We start from the raw sequence: 18,176 nt of genomic DNA, 5'->3' as shown, positions 1-18,176 counted from the left end.
TATTAATGGGCTCGGCTCGATGTCCTGACCGAGGTTCGAATGACCAGTCGGAAGTACGCTTAGGGACTACGTCCCCGACTCCACCGCAAAACGCGAGTTGACGAATAGGTGCGCGCTACACCTACATGGCATTATCGCTGCGTGACACGTTTTTCCGCAGGTCGCGCAGTCGAGCTGCGTAGGATCAAATCTGTCGGTAACGTGATGCGATCCGAGGGCGATTCGATCCCGGCAATCCGGGCCAATAATATGTTGACCGCCGATCTCCCCATCTGTTGTAGCGGCTGACGAATGGTCGTAAGCGGGGGATAAACCTGCGACGCCATCGGGACATCGTCGAACCCGATCACGGAAACGTCCTCCGGGACACGCATTCCCAGTTCGTGCGCCGCGGCGATCGCACCAAACGCGCTCAAATCATTCGCGGCAAAGATCGCGGTCGGCGGTCGCTTTAGCTTCAACAGATGCGATGCTGCCTTGAAACCCATCGCCTGACTAAACCGCCCGATCGCCGTCAAGCTCGCTTCAGGACGCAGGCCCTGCTGTCGCATCGCGTCATTAAAACCGCGCGCCCTGTCGTGCGCTGCTGTCAGCCGCTCGTCACCGCTGATAAATGCAATCCGCGTATGGCCGAGTGCGACCAAATGCTGCACAGCCAGACGCGCGCCCTCGTAATTGTCGGATGCAACCGAGGGATATTGCGGGAAAACACCACGCTGATCCACCACCACCACCGGTATATCCGCCTCATTCAGCGCCTTTAGATAGGGCGCGTCATCGTGTGGAAGGATCGCCACCAGTCCGTCCGAAAACTGCTCCAGTAGCGTCAACACGTTGTGGTGCGTCTCACGATCCTCGTCGAACATTGGATACACAAGCATCTCATAACCCGCGTTTCGAGCTGCCCGACCCGCACCGATGATCAACTCGCTGACAAACTGATCCTGCCGGACTGGAGTGAGCAAGCCGACAATACGGGTACGTCCGCCTGACAATTTCTGCGCGGTCCTGTTGGCGACATAACCGATCTCCGCGGCAATGCGCAGAACCTTACTGCGTGTCTGCTCCGACACCCCATGACGGTCGTTGATGGCGCGCGACGCGCTCATCTGAGAAATGCCGGCTAGCTCCGCGAGCCGAGCCAACGTGGGGGTCTGTCTTGCCATGAGCACAAATCAACTTAGTAGGATTAACCAATCATTACAGCCAGCTATCACTCTGCAGGTCGCATCCGTTGAAGTACACGGTCCGAGGTCTTATCCCGGCTGGGGTAAATACGCATTTCATAGAGGATGGCTGCTCCCTATTATTGTTACATAACGTTAGCGATAACGTTATAAAACATTTTACAACTAAAAGTGGAAAGATATGAACGGAGTCGTTTCGGTCTTCGACCGCCGTCGGACCCTTGCCATAGCCTGCACAGCTCTCTCTATAGGCCTCGGCTCGTTAGGGCCGGTGAGCATTGTCGCTGCTCAAACGAAAACGCTTACAGAATGGGATTCACAGACTGTCGGCGCTGGTCCGAAGATCATCAATGATGCAGCCGCGCGTTTTGAGAAGGCGAACCCCGGCTTCAAAGTCGAGTCATCGCACGTCCTTAACGATGCATACAAGACCAAGCTAAAAATCGCGTTTGGTGCAAACCAGCCGCCATGTGTCTTTTCGAGCTGGGGAGGCGGTCCTCTGCGCGAGTATGTGAAGTCCAATCAAGTGGTTGATCTCACGCCTTATCTTCAGCAGAACGCAGCTTTCCAAAACCGCTTCTTGGCAACCGCGTGGCCAGCAGCCACCTTCGACAATAAGGTTTGGGCCATCCCCGCCGAGAACACGTCGGTAGCCGTGGTGTTCTACAACAAAGAGATTTTCGAAAAGTACAAGCTGACGCCCCCGAAGACATGGGACGAGCTGCTCCATGTGATCAGCGTACTGAAATCGAACAATATCGCTCCCTTTGCGTTGGCAAACAAAAACAAATGGACTGGGTCCATGTACTACATGTACCTGGTCGATCGCATCGGAGGTTCCGATGTAGTCCGCCGCGCGGTCATGCGAGCACCGGGCGGCAGTTTCGCCGATCCCGCCTTCGTAGAAGCAGGAGCGCGCGTGCAGGAACTGGTAAAGGCCGGCGCGTTCGCGCAGGGATTCAATGGGCTTGACTACGACATCGGCGCATCAAGGCGCCTTCTCTATTCCGGGCGTGCAGCGATGGAACTCATCGGGAGTTGGGAAGCGTCGACCGTGAAGGCGGAGAATCCGGCATTCTATTCGAAGCTCGACTACTTTCCCTTTCCCGCCGTGCCGGGTGGGAAAGGCAACCCGAACGACGTTATCGGCACGGTGGGCGACAACTTCTACAGTATCTCCAAGGCCTGCGCGGATCCGCAGGCAGCATTCCGGTTGATCCAGGCAATGACGGACGATCAATCCATGCGAGAACGCGTTGCGGACACGCGCATACCGCCGGTCAAGAACCTGGAAGTAAGCGATCCAATGCTCAAACGCTTTCTAAAGACTGTCGCCGACGCGCCCGCGGTGCAACTCTGGTACGACCAGGAGTTGCCACCGGCGCTCGGCGAATTGCACAAGAACACAACGCAGGCTCTGTTCGGGCTGACGACGACTCCGCAAGAAGCCGCACAACAAATGGAAGCCGAAGCGAAGAAGGACCTTAATTAACCGCCTGTATTTCGCTTGAGCACCGCGCGTCCAACTACTAGCCGATTCCCCTCGACTGACGGAGGAAGATGTGAGTGTTACGAAGCTTCCCATGGCGCCCATGCCGAAGCGATCGCGCCTGGGAAGACCCTCCGCGATGGTTTCGGCCACGTTTCTTGCACCCGCTATCGCATTACTCGGACTCTTTCTTCTATACCCGCTGATCTCAAGCTTCCGATTATCGACGCTCGACTGGAACGGACTTGGCGCCACGGAACGCTTCATTGGTCTTCAGAACTGGATTCATCTCTCGCACGATTCCGCATTTCTTAAGGCGGTCCGCAACAACCTGATACTCGCGGTCTTCTCAGTGCTCATCCAAATGCCGATCGCACTGACTCTTGCCGTCATGCTCGACAAGGCAGGCCGCGGATCGCGCACGCTCAAGATCCTGTATTTCCTGCCCCTGCTGATGTCAAGTGTCGCCATCGGTGTCGTGTTCAAGAACGTGTATGACCCGAATTTCGGTCCACTGAACGCGGCTTTGAACGCCCTCGGGCTTGGCAACCTGGCCCAAGATTGGCTGGGTGACGGGCGCTTCGCTTTAGGCGCCACGCTGGCGGTGATCTGCTGGCAGAACATCCCGTTCTACATGATTCTTTTCATGGCCGGGCTCTCCTCCCTCTCGCCCGAACTTCGTGAAGCAGCACGTCTTGACGGGGCCTCTGCATGGAGAGTGTTCTGGCACATCGAATTGCCGCATCTGCAAGGCACTTTGCGCACCGGTGTGCTGCTTGCCGTGATCGGTTCGCTGCGTTATTTCGATCTGATTTTCGTGATGACCGCCGGCGGTCCTGACGGCGCGTCGGAGCTCATGGCGACCTACATGTACCGCACAGTCTTTAGTTCGTTTCAACTCGGCTACGGCAGCACCATCGCCTCGGCGATGTTCCTGATTGTGCTCGTAGTCGCCAGCGTCACCCTGACCTTGACACGTCGTTTCGAGACGGAGATATGAAAGCGATCCCCAACATTCATCTTGAATCGAGCGCGCCATTTCGTGCACCCAGGTTTTCTGTCTCGCGTGCGATGGTGCTGACGCTTGGTATCGGCTGGCTTGCCGTGACGACACTCCCCTTCTTGTTCGTCGTGGTGACCAGCCTGAAGTCGCAGCAGGACACGTATTCCGGGTCGGCCTGGTCGCTCCCGTCGGTCCTCGACCTGAGCAACTATCAAGCGGTCCTGGAAGGCGGTTTTTGGGTTTATCTGCGCAATAGCCTTTTCGTGGTGGGCTTGTCGACCGCACTGATCCTGTTGACCGGCTCAATGGCCGCTTACGTATTCGCGCGCATGAACTCCCGGCTCAATAGATCGATTTTCTCGATTGTTGTCGCAGGAATGATCGTGCCGCTGCACGTCACCTTGGTACCGGTCTATCTAATGACGCGCACCGCGGGACTGTACGACACACCCTTTGCTTTGATCGGCCCTTATGTAGCGTCGAGCCTTCCGGTTTCGATCTTCATTCTCACCGAGTTCATGCGCCAGATCCCGCGTGAGCTGGAAGAAGCCGCCCTGCTCGACGGCTGCGGACCGTTTGCCATTTTCTGGCGCATCTTCGTTCCGCTGTCCGGACCGGGGCTCGCCACGGTCGCCATCTACAACGCGATCGCGTTGTGGAACGAGTTCATTTTTGCCTATGTACTCACCTCGACGCCGGCCAATCGCACGCTGCCACTCGCGGTGTGGGACTTCCAGGGTCAATACGCATCGAACATTCCTGCAACCCTGGCGGTTGTCACGCTGACGTCCCTGCCGTTGATCGTCGCCTACGCGTTCGGCCAGGAACGCATCATAAAAGGAATGATGGTCGGCTCCGTAAAAGGTTGAAAAGCGGGGTGAAATCTTTTTCCATCTGCCCGCCGATGGGCACGTGTTCATTCGTTCGAGGCAACGTCATATGACTTCAGCACCACATCATAAGCTGCGCGTCGCGGTCGTCGGCTGCGGCTATATCAGCGACATTTATCTTACCAACCTCCCGAAGTTCGCCGGCGTGGAGGTCTGCGCTGTTGCGGATCTCGATATGGAACGTGCACGGGCTTCGGCACTCCGTCACGGGGTTGCGCGTGTGCTTACCACCGACGCGGTCTATGCCGACTCCGGTATTGACCTGATCCTCATTCTCACGCATCCGGCCGGTCATGCAGAGGTAGCGCGACGTGCGCTACAGTCGGGTAAGCACGTCTACAACGAGAAGCCGCTTACCCTCGATCTCGATGAAGCACGCGGGTTGATCGATACCGCGCGGTCTGCCGCTCTTCAAATCTGCTGCGCGCCGGACACGGTACTGGGCGCGGGGATCCAGACCTGCCGCAAATTGATCGATAGCGGCGCCATTGGCGAACCGATCGCCGCGACTGCCTTCATGACCAACCACGGCCATGAAGGCTGGCACCCTGACCCGGCGTTCTATTACCAGCCAGGCGCCGGCCCAATGTTCGACATGGGACCGTATTACCTGAGCGCGCTTGTCAATCTTATCGGGCCCATCGATTCCGTATCGGCATTTGCGCGCGCGAGTTTTCCCGAACGAGTCATCGGGAGCAAGCCCAAACGCGGTCAGCGGATCGAGGTGAATACGCCTACACACGTAGCCGGTCAGATGCAGTTCGCCAACGGTGCGATCGGAACTATTGTGACGAGCTTCGATATCTGGGGTGCAAGACTTCCCTTCATCGAGGTCCATGGAACAGAGGGAAGCCTGAGTGTGCCCGACCCCAATACCTTCGGTGGTCCGGTAAACCTGAAGGTTCGCGACGGTGACTGGAATGAAGTCCCGCTCTCGCATCCCTATAGCGACAACACTAGGGGGCTTGGCATTGCGGAACTGGCACATTCACTCCAGACGGGTGAGCGGCCGCGCACGGACGGGGCGATCGGCTATCACGTGCTGGAGGTCATGCACGGCTTTCTTGCCGCGGCGACCCGGCGCCAGACCGTATCGATCGACAGCACCTTCCAACGGCCCGCAGCTATGTTGGAGCAGCCCCTGACGATGGCAAACGAGAGAGTCACACATGCCTGAAAACAACCTGACACCGCGCCGCTCGGCATTGATGGTCTGGGGCGGTTGGGACGGCCACGAACCGCGCCTCACGACCGAGCGCTTCGCGAGCCTGCTGGAGCAACAAGGGTTCGCGGTAGAGATTCACAACGACCTTGGCGTGTACCTCGACCGTGAGCGTCTCGCTGAACAGAATCTGATCGTCAACTGCTTCACCATGGGCCAGTTGGACAAAACTCATACCGAAAATCTGCTCGCCGCGGTTCGTGGCGGTGCCGGTTTCGGAGGCTGGCACGGCGGTGCCGGCGACGCGTTCCGCGCGAATACCGACTACCAGTTCATGGTTGGAGGCCAATGGGTCGCGCATCCGGGCAACATCGTTGACTACACTGTTCAGATCGCTGCGCCCGATGACCCCGTTGTTTCCGGTCTCGCCGATTTTTCGATGCGCTCGGAGCAGTACTACATGCATTTTGATCCGAGCAACGAGGTTCTTGCGACCACTCGCTTCGACGGGCCGTATGTACGAGAACATGAGCCACAAGTAAAGGGCGTCATCATGCCGGTCGCATGGAAGCGCCACTGGGGCAAAGGAAGGGTTTTCTATTCGTCGCTTGGTCACGTCAACACCGATTTCGACGTCCTGGAAGCCCGCGAACTGATGTTGCGCGGACTACTTTGGGCAGCGCGCTGAGTGGGTAGAGCTCGTTGTATATGGGTGTTGGCAAACAAGGCCGCGCTCGTTTCCGAGCGCGGCCTTGTTTGTATCGGATGGGCTTTGTTCTTTAACGCGGAACGTCGCAGGTCGATCCGGAGCGGTCGGATGGATTTCTCGAAAGGGGACCTTCACTCAACCTTGGAACTACGGTGACGCGAGGTAGCCCACCGAAGCGACAGGCTGAGCCTCACGCTCCGCATGCCTCCACAAACGCATTGACGAGCGGTGCGGACTCTTCTCTGAGAGCCGCACGCTCGGGTTGAAAGAGCGTTGCAACGAAAAACGGATGTCCATCCATTTCGACAGCTCGTACATCGCCTGTTTCATCGTCTGCGGCGACGCGTAGCGGGCCCGAAACAAGCGACGTTCTGAACTCAGGGTTAAGTCCGTAGCGGCAACGATAGCCCTCCGTTGTTTCGCTGACTCCATAGGCAGCCGCGATGTGAGTCCCCGGAAGCAGTCGGACCACGTCTACGGTTTCAACCAGAGCGCACTCAAGTGGAGAAATGACTGCGCGAGCAGCGCCCGGTGCCGTTTCAGCATGCTCCGCGTCAGCCCAGCCAAGTACGTTCCGGGCATACTCGATGACGGCATGTTGAAACCCTCCGCATGTCCCAAGGAATGGAACTGCTGCTTCGCGGGCGTGGCGAATGGCGAGCAACGCGCCTTCCATGCTGTGGTACGGACTCGCGGGGACGCACCAAATTCCATCGAACGCAGAAATTCGCGAAACTGAATTGATGTCCCCAGTGGGAATCCATTCAAATTCGACTTCGACTTGCTTCGCATCTGCCGCGCGCTTCAATGCAAGCGGAATAGCCTGGTGCGCTGGCACCGACTGGTTATAGTCGCCAACGAGACCGACCCTGACTTTCTTTCGCATTGCCTTTACTCTCCTTGTAGCGTCCAACAGCGTCTGCCGGGACACTAGGGCAAAATATCTGCGGACATTATGCGTTTTCCGTGACCACATCGGGGCGCAAACAGCCTCCCTGATAACAGCTCAGGATTACCCACAAGTCTGCAGGGGGCGGTGTGTGTTTTCGCTTGTAAACGGGCGGAACCGATGTTAACTTCGGCCCATCCTGTTTGCAGCGGCATTCGAGATTGGTCGACGAGAACGACACGCACGACTGGGCAAGCACTGAGTTCGGCGAGGCGAATCTGGGCGACGCGCGTCTGGCGCAGCGCCTGGTTGCGTTGGCGCGCCGGCTTGCCTGCAGTCCGCAAGGGTCGTTTCCACAGTCGCTCAAGCCCGCCGAGTTGAAGGCCGCGTACCGGTTCTTTGACAATACACAGATCGATACCGACGGCATTTTGGCGCCGCACATTGCGCAAACGCTGGATCGCATGAGGCAGGTACCTGTGGTGCTGGCGATCCAGGACACGACCGAATTTAATCTGTCGCATCTGCACGCGACTGAGGGACTGGGCTATGGTACCGGCGGCAATGAGCGCGGCTTCATGATGCACAGTCTGCTGGCCGTCACGCCCGAGGGTCTGCCACTGGGCGTGTTGGGCATGAAGACTTGGGTGCGAGCGCAAGAAGAGGCCGGCAAGGGACGCCATCGCAAAGCGCGACCGATCACAGAGAAAGAGAGCATCAAATGGATCGAAGGCATCAACCACCTTGCTGCACTCAGGACGCGTTGTACCGAAACCCGGTTTGTCTGTGTGGGCGACCGCGAGAGCGACGTGTATGAACTGTTTGCGACCGAACGTCCGGATGGGGTGGACTGGCTGATTCGGGCGGCGCGCAATCGCCGCGTCCGTCATCCCGCGCAATATCTGTGGGAGTCCGTTCAGGCCATGGCACCGCTTGGCAATACAGACCTGCTGGTGCCCGCCCGGGGCAGCATGGCGCAGCGAACAGCGCGTCTGACGTTGCGTTGCGCGGCGGTGCGACTGAGGCCTCCGCAGGCGCATGCTAGCCGTCTGAGCGAGCTTGACGCATTTGCCATTCACGCTATCGAAGAAGCGCCCCCGCACGGCACTGAGCCGCTCGAGTAGATGCTGCTGAGTTCTGTGCCAACGACCTCGCTTGATGATGTTCTCGAGCGACTGGCCTGGTATGCGCGACGCTGGACGATTGAGTCCTGGCATCGCGTGCTGAAAAGCGGCTGTCGTATCGAGGCGCGCCAGTTCGGTAACCTCGAGCGATTCGTAAGGGCCACCGCCCTGTTTGCCGTCATCAGTTGGCGCATCCTGTACGCGACCCTGCTGGCACGAATCGACACCGATCTGTCTTGCGAAGTACTGCTGCAACCCGTCGAATGGCAGGCACTGTATTGCCATTCGCACCATACCAGGTACCCGCCAAAGAAGCCCCCACCCTTGCAGCAAGCGGTGTTGTGGATCGCCATGCTCGGCGCATACCTGAATCGCAAGCATGACCGACCACCCGGCCCAACTGTCATCTGGCGAGGGTTCCTCATATTGCACGAGATCACGAAGATGTATCAGATCTTCAGGCAAAACGAATAGCATAATCATTTAACTTGTGGGTAATCCTGAGCTCCAAAGATCGCTACGGGGCATCTCAACCGGATCAGACCACTAATCGATCCTTGTCGTGGAACTGCTGCATCCAGTAAGGATATGGCAGGTGCGGCTGCGAAACCTGATTCAGACGTTCGGTTTGCGAAGCATTCAACGCAATTTGCTGAGCGTCGAGGTTAGCGGTCAGTTGGTCGGGCGTGCGCGCGCCTACAATGACGGAACAGACTTCACGGCGCTCCAGAATCCAGGCCAATGCCACCTGAGCCGGCGATGCGTTCAATTCCGTAGCGATGTCGCGCAATACGTGCACGATAGGATCCGCCTTTGCGGGATCGATCGGCGGAAAATTCAGCCTGGTTCGACGCCCGGTTTCTTCGCTGCTTCCCTGCGTGTACTTACCGCTCAGGTACCCGCCCGCGAGCGGACTCCACACCAGAAGCGCAACATCATTCGCCTTTGCCACGGGCGCGATCTCATGCTCGACGTCGCGGCTTGTCAGCGCATAGTGAACCTGATTGCTGACAACGCGGGCCCAGTGCGTGCGGGTGGTAATTCCCTGTGCACGCTCCAGGTCGCCCGCGCTGAAGTTGCAGACCCCGATGTGCCGCACCTTGCCCTGCGTCACAAGGTCGTCGAGTGCACGAAGCGTTTCTTCCAGCGGAACAAGTTCATCGCGGTCGTGCAACTGAAATAGATCGATATGATCCCGGCCGATACGCCGAAGACTCGTTTCCACCGACCGCATGATGTGCGAGCGGCCGAGCCCGACGTCGTTGTGGCCGACTCCTGTGCGAAGCCGAACTTTGGTCGCGACCAGCATGCGCGATTCGTCGAGTCCAAGGTCAGCCAACGCCTGACCCACGACCGCTTCAGAGTGCCCTTGCGAATAGGCGTCAGCCGTATCGACCAGGTTGATACCGCGCTCGACGGCCATCGCGACAAGGCGTGTGGCCTGGGCACGGTCGAGGCCGGCAATTTCGCCCCAGATTCCGGTACCGGCGCCAAAGGTCATGGCGCCAAGACAAAGACGGGAAATGCGCAGCCCTGAGCTGCCGAGTGTGCTGTATTCCATAGCGAACCCCTTGATATGAATCCTTTGATGAACGATAAGCGGAAAGCATCCGGCGACGTGACGTCCTGTATGCGTCACCGGGTGCGCCCGCGTTAGCCCGCCTGCGAGACGAGGCCTCGCAGAACGGTTTCCAGGTCCACTTCGCCCTTGACGATGTCAGCTTCATCGCCTTCGAAGGCGATGAAGCCTTCATTGAACCCGTCGAGCATGCGCATACGCGGCAACGGTTCCTTCATACCTTGGGACTGGAACAGCGCGTCCCATGTTTCGCGCGGCACCACCTCCGCACGAACCGGACGACCGAGCGCCCGGGCAAATGCCTCGGCCAGATCGTTCGGGCTCACACGTTGCGGCCCCTCCAGCTCGACGACACGCACGCCGCGCCAGGTTTGTTGAAGCAGTTGTGCGGCAACGCGACCAACGTCCGCGGTCGCGACCATCGGCACAGCCTTGTTGAGCGGCTGGAGAAAGCTCGCGATCATCCCTTTGTCCCGGGCAGGAGCCACGTCCCATGCGGCGTTTTCCATGAACCAGCCGGGACGCAGGAATGTCACGGGCATCGGTAAATCCCGAAGCGCCTGCTCCATCAGCGTACGTTGCGTGAGCAGATTGGTCTCGGTGGCCTGCGCGCCGATCGTCGACAGGCAGACCACCTTGCCAGGTGCCGCCGACTGAAGCGCCCCGCGCACGGCGTCAATGACAGCACGTGCCTCGGGAAAGCCCGGCGACGGATCGAACTCGGACGGCGGCAGAATGAAGACGCCTTGCGTGCCCTCGAAAGCGGCCGTAAGGGACGCCGCGTCGTCCATGTCGGCTGTCACCACTTCACACCCGCGCTCAGCCCACGAACGTGCCCGAGCGGCATCGCGTACAACCGCGCGTACCGGTTGGCCTGCAGCAAGCAACGTGCGAGCCACCGCACCGCCGACCTTTCCTGTTATCCCTGTGATTGCATACATTGCAGTTTCTCCTTGGCCTAGATAGATGTGTCCCGATCACTGATCGGTGCTCAAGCGTGCTGCAAGCCGTGATACAGCCCCTGCTCGAACTGTCCGTACAGGTCCACCACACGAGGGTCGTAGAACGGCAGGATCTGCGTGAACAGCGTGCCGGTCACCTTCCTGACCGGATCGACCCAGAAATAGCTGTTCAGCAGTCCCGCCCAGCTGATGCTGCCCGCGCTGCGGCCATGCGGACCCGGCTGGGTGTTTATGTCGAAGGAGAGCCCCCACTTGTGAGGCGTCCCGGGAAACTGGTCGAAGCTGTTCGACCATGCCGGCTGCGCCGTCTTCATTTCGGTTACCTGAAGATCTCCGATCTGATTCTGGAACATCGTCGCAACGGTGTCGGCACGCAGGACCCGCTCGCCGCGGTACGTCCCACCATTCACAAGCATCTGCAGGAACGCCATGTAATCGCGCGGCGTGCTGAATGCACCGCCGCCACCCATAAAGAACTCGGGCCGCTGGTTGATCTCGAACGGAGCGGGCTTGAGCGATCCGTCCGGTTGCCGGTTGTGCATTGTCGCCACTCGTCGCTTCTGCGCGCCGCTGATCAGAAATCCCGAATTGCTCATGCCGAGCGGCGTAAAAATGTGCTCGCGGAAGTAGACCTCCAGTGACTGATCGGTCACTGCCTCGACAAGCTTGCCCACCCAGTCCATCCCGATGCCGTACTGCCAGCGCTCGCCAGGTTCGAACTCCAGCGGCGCCTTGAACGCGCCGTTCATCGAGTAGCCAATATCCGGCATGCCGGTCACCTTTTCGTACCGACTGATGTTCTCGCTCCAGATGCTGTAGGTGAAGCCCGAGGTGTGAGTCAGCAGATGACGCACCGTGATCGTGTTTCGTGCGGGACGCAGCTTCGGCTGCCCGGATGCATCGAAGCCCTCCAGCACTTGCGGCGACTTCAGCTCCGGAAGGATCTCGCCGGCGGGCTGGTCGAGCCGGAGCCTGCCCTGCTCGATGAGTTGCATACAGGCCGTCGCGGTGATCGCCTTGGTCATCGATAGCAGCCAGAACACCGTGTCGGGCGTCATCGCCGTACCGGTCTGGGGATTGGCATGGCCAAATGCGCCCTCGTAGATGAGCCCGCGCTGCGTAGCGCCCATCGCCACCACGCCGGCTACGGTGCCGTTGTCGACAGCCTGCCGCAGGGAAAGGTCAATCGTGGCAAAGGCAGGGTTGCGGACCAGAACGCGATTACGCTCCTGATGACCCTCCGCGGCATCTGTTTCGATGCTGGTCAATCCGCCCACTGCGGCGACGGCCAAGAGGCCGGATGCTCGCTTCAACAGGTCGCGGCGGGTTAGTTGAACGGTCATTTCCTACTCCTTGGAAATTGGAATGAACAATATTGGAATGAACAATGATTGGTGTGACGTGCCAATCAGCGATGTGCGTAGAGCGAGTCGAACGGTGCATTCGCGGCGACGCGGTTGCCCGAAGCGGACGAACCGCTGCGCGCACCGCCCACGGCGCTGGCGACGTTCGACTCGGCGTCCTTCTGGGAGGCCACAGCCGCTTCGGCTGCCTGAATGTCGGCGGGGTAGTGCGGATCATTGGCGCGGCCGGGCTGGTAGCCCACGCTTCCCAGTTGTACGAGCTCTGCGCGCACCTGCGCACGAGTGATAGTCGAGCTGGATTCCTGAGCGTATCCAGCGACAGGGAAGGCGATGGCGGCCGCGATGACAAGTGCGAAATGACGGGTATTCATGGCAATGCTCCTTTGGGATCGTTGAGGTTGAAACGTGCTGTTGGGATGCATTGTGGGTAAACGCGACGAGAAACTAAATGACATGAATGACACTTGTGAGATGACTGATAGTTACTAATCAGTCATAGTGCGGTTTTCGACGCACTCGTCTTCCGACCATTAAATGACCAGGATGCAGCGCCTATGAGATCGTCCAGCGAGAATCTCTCTAGCGGTATCAGCGTGTTTGCTGCCGTCGTCGATGCGGGGACGTTCGCAGCCGCCTCCGAAGTGGTGGGTATGTCGCCACCCGGGGTTAGCCGGGCAATCGCTCGACTTGAAAGGCGGCTGAAAACACGGCTCTTCAACCGGACAACCCGCGCCGTTTCCCTGACTGAAGAGGGCCGACGGTTCTACGAGCAGGTCATGCCGCACTTAAGGGGCATGGAGGAAGCGGCCGCAGCCGCGACAGGAGGCGCCGCGACAGTGCGCGGGAAGCTGCGAATCAATCTTGATCCGGCCTTTTTGCGAACTGTTCTGAGCCCGAAGCTCGACGAATTCATGGATGTGCATCCTGAACTTGAACTCGAGTTCATTGCGAGAGATCAGCTCGGCGACCTCATCATGGACGGCTTCGATCTGGCCTTGCGATTTGGCGAACCTCACTCATCCAGTCTGATTGCGCGAAAGCTTCTGGACACCGCCGTTGTCACAGTCGCAGCACCCTCGTACCTCGCTCGCCGGGGGCGGCCGGCGGAGCCTCAAGAGCTGGGTCGCGGGGTGCACAGGTGTCTCGAATTCCGGAACCCGGATACCGGAAAACCATATCCGTGGGAGTTTCATCGCAAGCGCAAAAAGCTTGTTGTCGATACGAATGGACGACTTACGGTGAATGATCCGAGCGCACTCCTCAACGCGTGCCTGGCTGGCTCCGGCGTTGCGCAAATGCTTCTGCTCGGAGCCGAGCACCTGATCTGCGAGGGACGGCTCGTCAACCTGTTCCCAGACTGGCCGGATGAGCGCTTCCCGCTCTATGCGTACCATCCATCGCGGCACCACACGCCGGCCAAGACAAGGGTGTTTCTTGACTTTATCGTCGCTTTGACGAGTACGAGTTAGCAAGTCGAAATAGGCCGATCCCAAGACCGGGGAGCCGCGTAGTCGAGCGGGCATGCAGTCATACCGGACCGAGTCAGGCAAGCTCGTAGAGACCCGGCTCGCATTACAGCCGCTAGGCTCGACGTGGACAGATACGCCGCAAGAACAGTGGACGAGCCCTCCGCCGATCAAATAAGATTTCCGGCGCACACCTGCCTTCCTGTCGCCAAGGATTTCCGCCAATGCCATCTTCCATCCGCAACTCGCTCATCTGGATCTTCGAAGCATTCGAGCGCGATTCAACCTACATCGCCAAGCGGATGTTCGGCTGCGATGCCGCCTATATCGATGGCCTGTTATGTCTGGTTGCCGCCGATCGCGACAAGCCGTGGAATGGCTTGCTGGTGTGCACATCGCAAGAGCGCCACGCCGCGCTCATTGATGAAATGCCCGCTTTGCGACCGCATCCGGTGCTTGGAAAATGGCTTTATGTACCGCAAGACGATCCGGCGTTTGAAACCATCGCGGAAAGGATGACCACGCTCGTGCTCGCGCGCGACCCGCGTGTGGGTGTTGAGCCGAAGCCACGCGGACGTGGCGGAAAATCTACGCTGCCCGAGACATAAGGCATCGTTGCCAGCAACCTCTCTGCGCGACCAATTGGCAGCCAGGTTTTTTGCGCTGATATTCACAATGGCTTAGTCGCAAGCCCTGAACAGCCATAGGGACGCTCATCGGCAAAAGGCAGCTTGTACCAGCGACCTGTCTGGCGCAGTCAGAGTGCGAAGGTCCGCTGTTTGGATCAAGAATGCCCAGCTATGAGCAAGCGCGAATAGCTGGAGATGGCCGGTTTCTGCTTGATGACGCCAGCCTCTAACTGCTTGACGCACAACGGCACATGACGAAGCAGCCCCCTCAGTTCACATCATGCCGCCGTTGGCGCTGCCTGTGCCACCAGTGCCGCCTGTGCCAGATGAAGGTGTGGACGTCGCGGTGAGTGGATGAGCGAGACCCGCCGCCGACAGCAGCGAGACGGCGGCCGGATCGGGCATGCCGTTGGCGTCGATAACACCTGCAGCCGCCAGCGCACCGAGATCGCTGTCGACGCCTGCTTGCCCGACAATAAAAGGTGTCGTCAGAAACGCCGGTGCCGACAGCGTGAGCGCATAGCGCTGCTGCAGATTCGTGACGACCGCCGATTGCGCAGCCAGCACATCGGCCTGGTTTGCAAGCACCTGCCGGAACTGTGAGTTGCTCGGGAAGCCCGCAATCAGACTGGTCTCGCTCGTGCCAAGTTGCGAAGCGAGGTAGACGAGCATCAGCTCGGTCTCGGGCGTCGTATTGAAGGTGCCGCCGGCAAATGCCAGCGAATGCAGGGCCGTGCCGCCAGAGGTCACGGTGAGGATGCAGGGAAGTGTGGCGTTGAACGTGATGCTGTAGTGTCCACCGCCGTCTGACAGGGTAGAGCCCGAACCCTGGGCACAACTGAAGCTGACCGCCGCACTGGCGAGCGCGCGGCCGGTGGCGGCCGTGCCCGATATGGCCACGTTTGGTATCCCGTTTCCGCTGCCACAACCGTCCAAGCCGATGCAGACGCTCCCGCCGCACGCGACGAGCGTTGCGAGCGAAGCCACGCACAGTGCAGCCAGCGCCGGGCGAACGAAACACGCATTGTCAGTGTTCATGGCCGCCTGCCGTTGATAGAGAGGGATAGACGACCGGCCCCCACGCAAAGGGACCGGCGCTGTTTTTAATTTTAGGCCCAATGCCCCGAGACCGTCCGCCGCATCAATCGCATTCGCCGCGTTATCCGCCATAGCAGTCGTCGGCCGGTATACGTTATTCACCTGACAATAGACGAGCCGTCTGCTAACGGGCGGTCCCATCGGATCGGATGACCGGGAACTCGACGATCCTGTCGACGAGTCATGCTTCTCCCGGGCTCAGTGACCGAGGCCGCTGTTGGCGATCTGCTGCTCCACGAACTGGGCGAAGAGCGCATGCAGATGCGTCGTCGGATGAAGGTCGTCGGCGAACATGTACGTCTGGTCCGCGTTGGCGCTCACGTAGGTTGGCGGCGAGCATAGCAATGCCGTGGCATCGGGCGTTTTCTTAAGGTCGCAGGCGACGCTGGTGTTCGACACGGCGAAGCCATTGGCTTGAAAGTTCGCGATGATCTGGTTCAACCACGTATAGGAATCAATCTGGATAACCTTGGCTTTCAGCCCGCCGGTCTGCAAGGCGGCGTTCAGGCTATCGTTGAACAGTTGCGATAACTGGGTCAAGTTTGCCCCGCCATCCGACGAAGCGATGCCATCGGGCGATAGTCCGACGTTCGGAAGATTGATCACCACGACATGAGTGGCGCCGTTCTGCACGATCTGCCCAACAATCTGAGCGAGAGTGGCAGCCGCTGTCTCCACGGTCTGCGCTGCGGCTGGCAGCGCCCCGGCCCGAAGCACATCGTTCGCGCCAGCCCACACGAGCACCAGTTGATTGGAGTTAAAGCTTCCGTGAGCGCCCAGATAGCTCGAAACCTGCTGATTGACGGGCATTTCGATGTTGCCAATCACGCCGGTGAGGAAATCGTACAGACTTGCCGGCGTCGCTACTGTCGCACCACCCTCCGCATAGCCAAAGCCGCCCTTCGCACTAAGCTTATGCGTGAGGTCGATCGTGTACGCAGCGCTTAGCGTATCGCCGTAGTTTTGCGCGACATCCTGAGTCCACACTTGTCCGGGATTGGTAGTGAAACGCCCCCCGCCAACCGCGCTTGCGATCGGTGCGTAGGTCCCGACGTCCGAAAGACTGTCGCCGAACGAGACAATTTGCAGATTGATTCCGCCTGCCGGTGTAGCTGCGCTGCCATTACTCGAGCTGCCTCCGCTCGAGCTGCCTCCGTTCCCGCCGCATGCCGAAAGCAGTGAGATCGTCACGGAAAAAATTGCAGCACGTACGGCGTCATTTATTACTCGCATAACTACTCTTCCCTGACGGGTCGGAGAGCTGCCGCCACGTCGCGCCTAATCTCGCCCGTCGCCCTCTCAATGATCCCTACCTTCAAGCAAAAAGTGTGCGCTATCGCGGCTGGGCCGCCGGCGTGATCACCAACACATGATTTTGTTCCCGTTGAACGACGAGTCGGATCGCCCCGGCCTTCGACATGAACGTTCTACCGCGGGCTGAGGCCGCGCGACGCCGCCAAGTACGTAGGCGTCGAGCTCCACGCCGTGGCGCCTCTACTAAAGACATCTTCGTAGACCACCAACTCATTAGTTGGCGTTTCGTCGTTTAGCATGCCGCAGGTTTCATAACCCCCGAAAATGCAAAGCGTTTTCCCCGATCACTATTCGCGATTGGGCTTGTTATAATCATTTCATCTAGCGAACAAAATCTAACAACCACATTCACGACGTGCAGCTTGCGTCTACTGTCCTCTGCGAATGACCAAAAACGATCGTTTGCGTGTTCTTGCCGATGCTTTGCGCGAGCAAAGCGTGATGCGTCTTCGCGATGCTGCGACCTTGCTCGATGTATCGGAGATGACGGTTCGCCGCGACATTGCGGCGAGTCCGGGGACCTTCACGTATCTTGGCGGTTATATCGTTCGCGCCTCGGATGTCCCGAACGGTGCCGGTTATACGATTGACGAGGAGAAGGATCATTTCGCGCAGGCCAAGGCGGAGGCATCGGCGGTGGCTGCGCGGCTGCTGGCGGACAACGAGACAATTTTCATCGATTGCGGGACGACGCTGACCACCTTGGCGCGGCTTATTCCTGCGGAAATGCATTTGACGGTGCTGTGTTATTCGCTGAATGTGGCCGAGATTTTGCGGCGCAAGGCCAATGTGCGGATGATTTTACTGGGCGGTGTTTATGCACCCTCGTCGGATTCGTTTTCCAGCGATGAAAGTATCGAGACGTTGCGTCGAATGGGGATTAATAAGGCGTTTATTTCGGCCGGCGGAGTCGATCAGACGCGTGGCGTGACGTGCTGGAATTTTCACGAAGTGGCGATCAAACAGGCGGCGATGGAGAGCGCGGTCGAGAGGCATCTTGTTGTAGATGCCAGCAAGTTGGGGAAGGTGAAGGCGGTGCGGTTCTCTCAGCTGGATCAGTTTGATTCGTTGATCACGGAGACGGGAATGGTCGCGAGGAAGTAGCCCGTTCGCACTCGGGGTTTTGGGGGTGGTTCTGGTGCTCATTGGTCGGGGGCGGGGTCGAGGCCGGGTTGCCGTTGCTCAGGCTTGTGGTCGTTATATGTTAGTTATTCTATTTATCACTAGTAGCCACTGTGCGTGGCGGCACGTCATTTCGAGGGTGTCCCGGATTTTGTGTAAACGGGTTTTTGTTTAACCCTGTGACATCCG

At 58.9% G+C, this 18,176-nt stretch carries 18 protein-coding genes; 10 read left to right on the top strand and 8 right to left on the bottom strand.

Going from position 1 to position 18,176, the window contains the following annotated elements; all coding sequences use genetic code 11:
- Positions 1 to 131 precede the first annotated feature (131 nt).
- The gene (locus M0D69_RS34600; RefSeq protein ID WP_301786332.1) at positions 132 to 1,166 is read right to left on the bottom strand and encodes a LacI family DNA-binding transcriptional regulator; all 1,035 of its coding nucleotides are present in this window, start codon (positions 1,164 to 1,166) and stop codon (positions 132 to 134) included.
- 202 nt (positions 1,167 to 1,368) lie between these two features.
- Between M0D69_RS34600 and M0D69_RS34595 the strand changes: the two genes are divergently transcribed.
- From M0D69_RS34595 to M0D69_RS34575, 5 genes are all read left to right on the top strand, one after another.
- Positions 1,369 to 2,679, top strand: a complete 1,311-nt coding sequence (locus M0D69_RS34595; RefSeq protein WP_301786331.1) for an extracellular solute-binding protein — start codon at positions 1,369 to 1,371, stop codon at positions 2,677 to 2,679.
- A 70-nt stretch (positions 2,680 to 2,749) separates the two neighbouring features.
- Positions 2,750 to 3,676 carry a carbohydrate ABC transporter permease gene (locus tag M0D69_RS34590; protein ID WP_301786330.1) on the top strand — a complete coding sequence of 309 codons (927 nt, stop codon included), beginning with the start codon at positions 2,750 to 2,752 and terminating at the stop codon, positions 3,674 to 3,676.
- The gene (locus M0D69_RS34585) at positions 3,673 to 4,548 is read left to right on the top strand and encodes a carbohydrate ABC transporter permease (RefSeq protein WP_301786329.1); all 876 of its coding nucleotides are present in this window, start codon (positions 3,673 to 3,675) and stop codon (positions 4,546 to 4,548) included. The genes M0D69_RS34590 and M0D69_RS34585 overlap by 4 nt, the downstream gene beginning before the upstream one ends.
- Positions 4,549 to 4,618: 70 nt before the next feature.
- Entirely contained in the window at positions 4,619 to 5,746 is a 1,128-nt protein-coding gene (locus tag M0D69_RS34580; protein ID WP_301786328.1) for a Gfo/Idh/MocA family protein, read from the top strand.
- A complete protein-coding gene (locus tag M0D69_RS34575; protein WP_301786327.1) occupies positions 5,739 to 6,419 on the top strand; it encodes a ThuA domain-containing protein in 681 nt (226 codons plus the stop codon). The genes M0D69_RS34580 and M0D69_RS34575 overlap by 8 nt, the downstream gene beginning before the upstream one ends.
- A 211-nt stretch (positions 6,420 to 6,630) precedes the next feature.
- Here M0D69_RS34575 and M0D69_RS34570 read toward each other — a convergent pair whose 3' ends face one another.
- The gene (locus M0D69_RS34570) at positions 6,631 to 7,326 is read right to left on the bottom strand and encodes a CTP synthase (RefSeq protein ID WP_301786326.1); all 696 of its coding nucleotides are present in this window, start codon (positions 7,324 to 7,326) and stop codon (positions 6,631 to 6,633) included.
- Between the two features lie 224 nt (positions 7,327 to 7,550).
- Between M0D69_RS34570 and M0D69_RS34565 the strand changes: the two genes are divergently transcribed.
- Together M0D69_RS34565 and M0D69_RS34560 are read left to right on the top strand one after the other, a co-directional pair.
- Complete coding sequence (locus tag M0D69_RS34565) at positions 7,551 to 8,453, top strand: IS4 family transposase (RefSeq protein WP_301786325.1); 903 nt, start codon at positions 7,551 to 7,553, stop codon at positions 8,451 to 8,453.
- Positions 8,454 to 8,927, top strand: coding sequence for an IS4 family transposase (locus M0D69_RS34560; protein ID WP_301786324.1), 474 nt, complete (start codon positions 8,454 to 8,456; stop codon positions 8,925 to 8,927).
- 64 nt (positions 8,928 to 8,991) lie between these two features.
- Here the strand turns inward: M0D69_RS34560 and M0D69_RS34555 are convergent, their stop codons facing one another.
- The 4 genes from M0D69_RS34555 to M0D69_RS34540 all read right to left on the bottom strand — a co-directional run bounded on the left by M0D69_RS34555 (position 8,992) and on the right by M0D69_RS34540 (position 12,729).
- Positions 8,992 to 10,014, bottom strand: coding sequence for an aldo/keto reductase (locus M0D69_RS34555; RefSeq protein ID WP_301786323.1), 1,023 nt, complete (start codon positions 10,012 to 10,014; stop codon positions 8,992 to 8,994).
- 92 nt (positions 10,015 to 10,106) lie between these two features.
- A complete protein-coding gene (locus tag M0D69_RS34550) occupies positions 10,107 to 10,973 on the bottom strand; it encodes an NmrA family NAD(P)-binding protein (protein WP_301786322.1) in 867 nt (288 codons plus the stop codon).
- A 50-nt stretch (positions 10,974 to 11,023) separates the two neighbouring features.
- Positions 11,024 to 12,337 carry a serine hydrolase gene (locus tag M0D69_RS34545; protein ID WP_301786321.1) on the bottom strand — a complete coding sequence of 438 codons (1,314 nt, stop codon included), beginning with the start codon at positions 12,335 to 12,337 and terminating at the stop codon, positions 11,024 to 11,026.
- Between the two features lie 65 nt (positions 12,338 to 12,402).
- Positions 12,403 to 12,729, bottom strand: a complete 327-nt coding sequence (locus M0D69_RS34540; protein ID WP_301786320.1) for a DUF4148 domain-containing protein — start codon at positions 12,727 to 12,729, stop codon at positions 12,403 to 12,405.
- A 183-nt stretch (positions 12,730 to 12,912) separates the two neighbouring features.
- Here M0D69_RS34540 and M0D69_RS34535 point away from each other — a divergent pair, with 183 nt between their 5' ends.
- Entirely contained in the window at positions 12,913 to 13,827 is a 915-nt protein-coding gene (locus M0D69_RS34535) for a LysR family transcriptional regulator (RefSeq protein ID WP_301786319.1), read from the top strand.
- 221 nt (positions 13,828 to 14,048) lie between these two features.
- Positions 14,049 to 14,432 (top strand): hypothetical protein, encoded by a 384-nt coding sequence (locus M0D69_RS34530; RefSeq protein WP_301786318.1) that lies wholly within the window; start codon positions 14,049 to 14,051, stop codon positions 14,430 to 14,432.
- Between the two features lie 294 nt (positions 14,433 to 14,726).
- On the opposite strand, the gene M0D69_RS34525 is transcribed toward M0D69_RS34530, so the two are convergent.
- On the bottom strand, positions 14,727 to 15,491 hold the full coding sequence (locus M0D69_RS34525) for a hypothetical protein (RefSeq protein WP_301786317.1): 765 nt from the start codon (positions 15,489 to 15,491) through the stop codon (positions 14,727 to 14,729).
- Between the two features lie 258 nt (positions 15,492 to 15,749).
- Positions 15,750 to 16,784: an SGNH/GDSL hydrolase family protein gene (locus M0D69_RS34520; RefSeq protein WP_301786316.1), complete on the bottom strand. Its 1,035-nt coding sequence runs from the start codon at positions 16,782 to 16,784 to the stop codon at positions 15,750 to 15,752.
- Positions 16,785 to 17,249: 465 nt separating this feature from the next.
- Between M0D69_RS34520 and M0D69_RS34515 the strand changes: the two genes are divergently transcribed.
- Entirely contained in the window at positions 17,250 to 17,969 is a 720-nt protein-coding gene (locus M0D69_RS34515; protein ID WP_301786315.1) for a DeoR family transcriptional regulator, read from the top strand.
- Positions 17,970 to 18,176: the final 207 nt, after the last annotated feature.

The sequence above is a fragment of the Caballeronia sp. SEWSISQ10-4 2 genome, assembly GCF_030464885.1.
Taxonomy (GTDB): domain Bacteria; phylum Pseudomonadota; class Gammaproteobacteria; order Burkholderiales; family Burkholderiaceae; genus Caballeronia.
Note: the sequence above shows the minus strand (reverse complement) of the source record. Positions and strands in the feature narration are given on the sequence as shown.

Bases quoted from the DNA above. Each gene is read 5' to 3' on its own strand.
- M0D69_RS34600 (WP_301786332.1), bottom strand. From the start codon at position 1,166: ATGGCAAGACAGACCCCCACGTTGGCTCGGCTCGCGGAGCTAGCCGGC.
- M0D69_RS34595 (WP_301786331.1), top strand. From the start codon at position 1,369: ATGAACGGAGTCGTTTCGGTCTTCGACCGCCGTCGGACCCTTGCCATA.
- M0D69_RS34585 (WP_301786329.1), top strand. From the start codon at position 3,673: ATGAAAGCGATCCCCAACATTCATCTTGAATCGAGCGCGCCATTTCGT.
- M0D69_RS34580 (WP_301786328.1), top strand. From the start codon at position 4,619: ATGACTTCAGCACCACATCATAAGCTGCGCGTCGCGGTCGTCGGCTGC.
- M0D69_RS34575 (WP_301786327.1), top strand. From the start codon at position 5,739: ATGCCTGAAAACAACCTGACACCGCGCCGCTCGGCATTGATGGTCTGG.
- M0D69_RS34570 (WP_301786326.1), bottom strand. From the start codon at position 7,326: ATGCGAAAGAAAGTCAGGGTCGGTCTCGTTGGCGACTATAACCAGTCG.
- M0D69_RS34560 (WP_301786324.1), top strand. From the start codon at position 8,454: ATGCTGCTGAGTTCTGTGCCAACGACCTCGCTTGATGATGTTCTCGAG.
- M0D69_RS34555 (WP_301786323.1), bottom strand. From the start codon at position 10,014: ATGGAATACAGCACACTCGGCAGCTCAGGGCTGCGCATTTCCCGTCTT.
- M0D69_RS34550 (WP_301786322.1), bottom strand. From the start codon at position 10,973: ATGTATGCAATCACAGGGATAACAGGAAAGGTCGGCGGTGCGGTGGCT.
- M0D69_RS34545 (WP_301786321.1), bottom strand. From the start codon at position 12,337: ATGACCGTTCAACTAACCCGCCGCGACCTGTTGAAGCGAGCATCCGGC.
- M0D69_RS34540 (WP_301786320.1), bottom strand. From the start codon at position 12,729: ATGAATACCCGTCATTTCGCACTTGTCATCGCGGCCGCCATCGCCTTC.
- M0D69_RS34535 (WP_301786319.1), top strand. From the start codon at position 12,913: ATGAGATCGTCCAGCGAGAATCTCTCTAGCGGTATCAGCGTGTTTGCT.
- M0D69_RS34530 (WP_301786318.1), top strand. From the start codon at position 14,049: ATGCCATCTTCCATCCGCAACTCGCTCATCTGGATCTTCGAAGCATTC.
- M0D69_RS34525 (WP_301786317.1), bottom strand. From the start codon at position 15,491: ATGAACACTGACAATGCGTGTTTCGTTCGCCCGGCGCTGGCTGCACTG.
- M0D69_RS34520 (WP_301786316.1), bottom strand. From the start codon at position 16,784: ATGCGAGTAATAAATGACGCCGTACGTGCTGCAATTTTTTCCGTGACG.
- M0D69_RS34515 (WP_301786315.1), top strand. From the start codon at position 17,250: ATGACCAAAAACGATCGTTTGCGTGTTCTTGCCGATGCTTTGCGCGAG.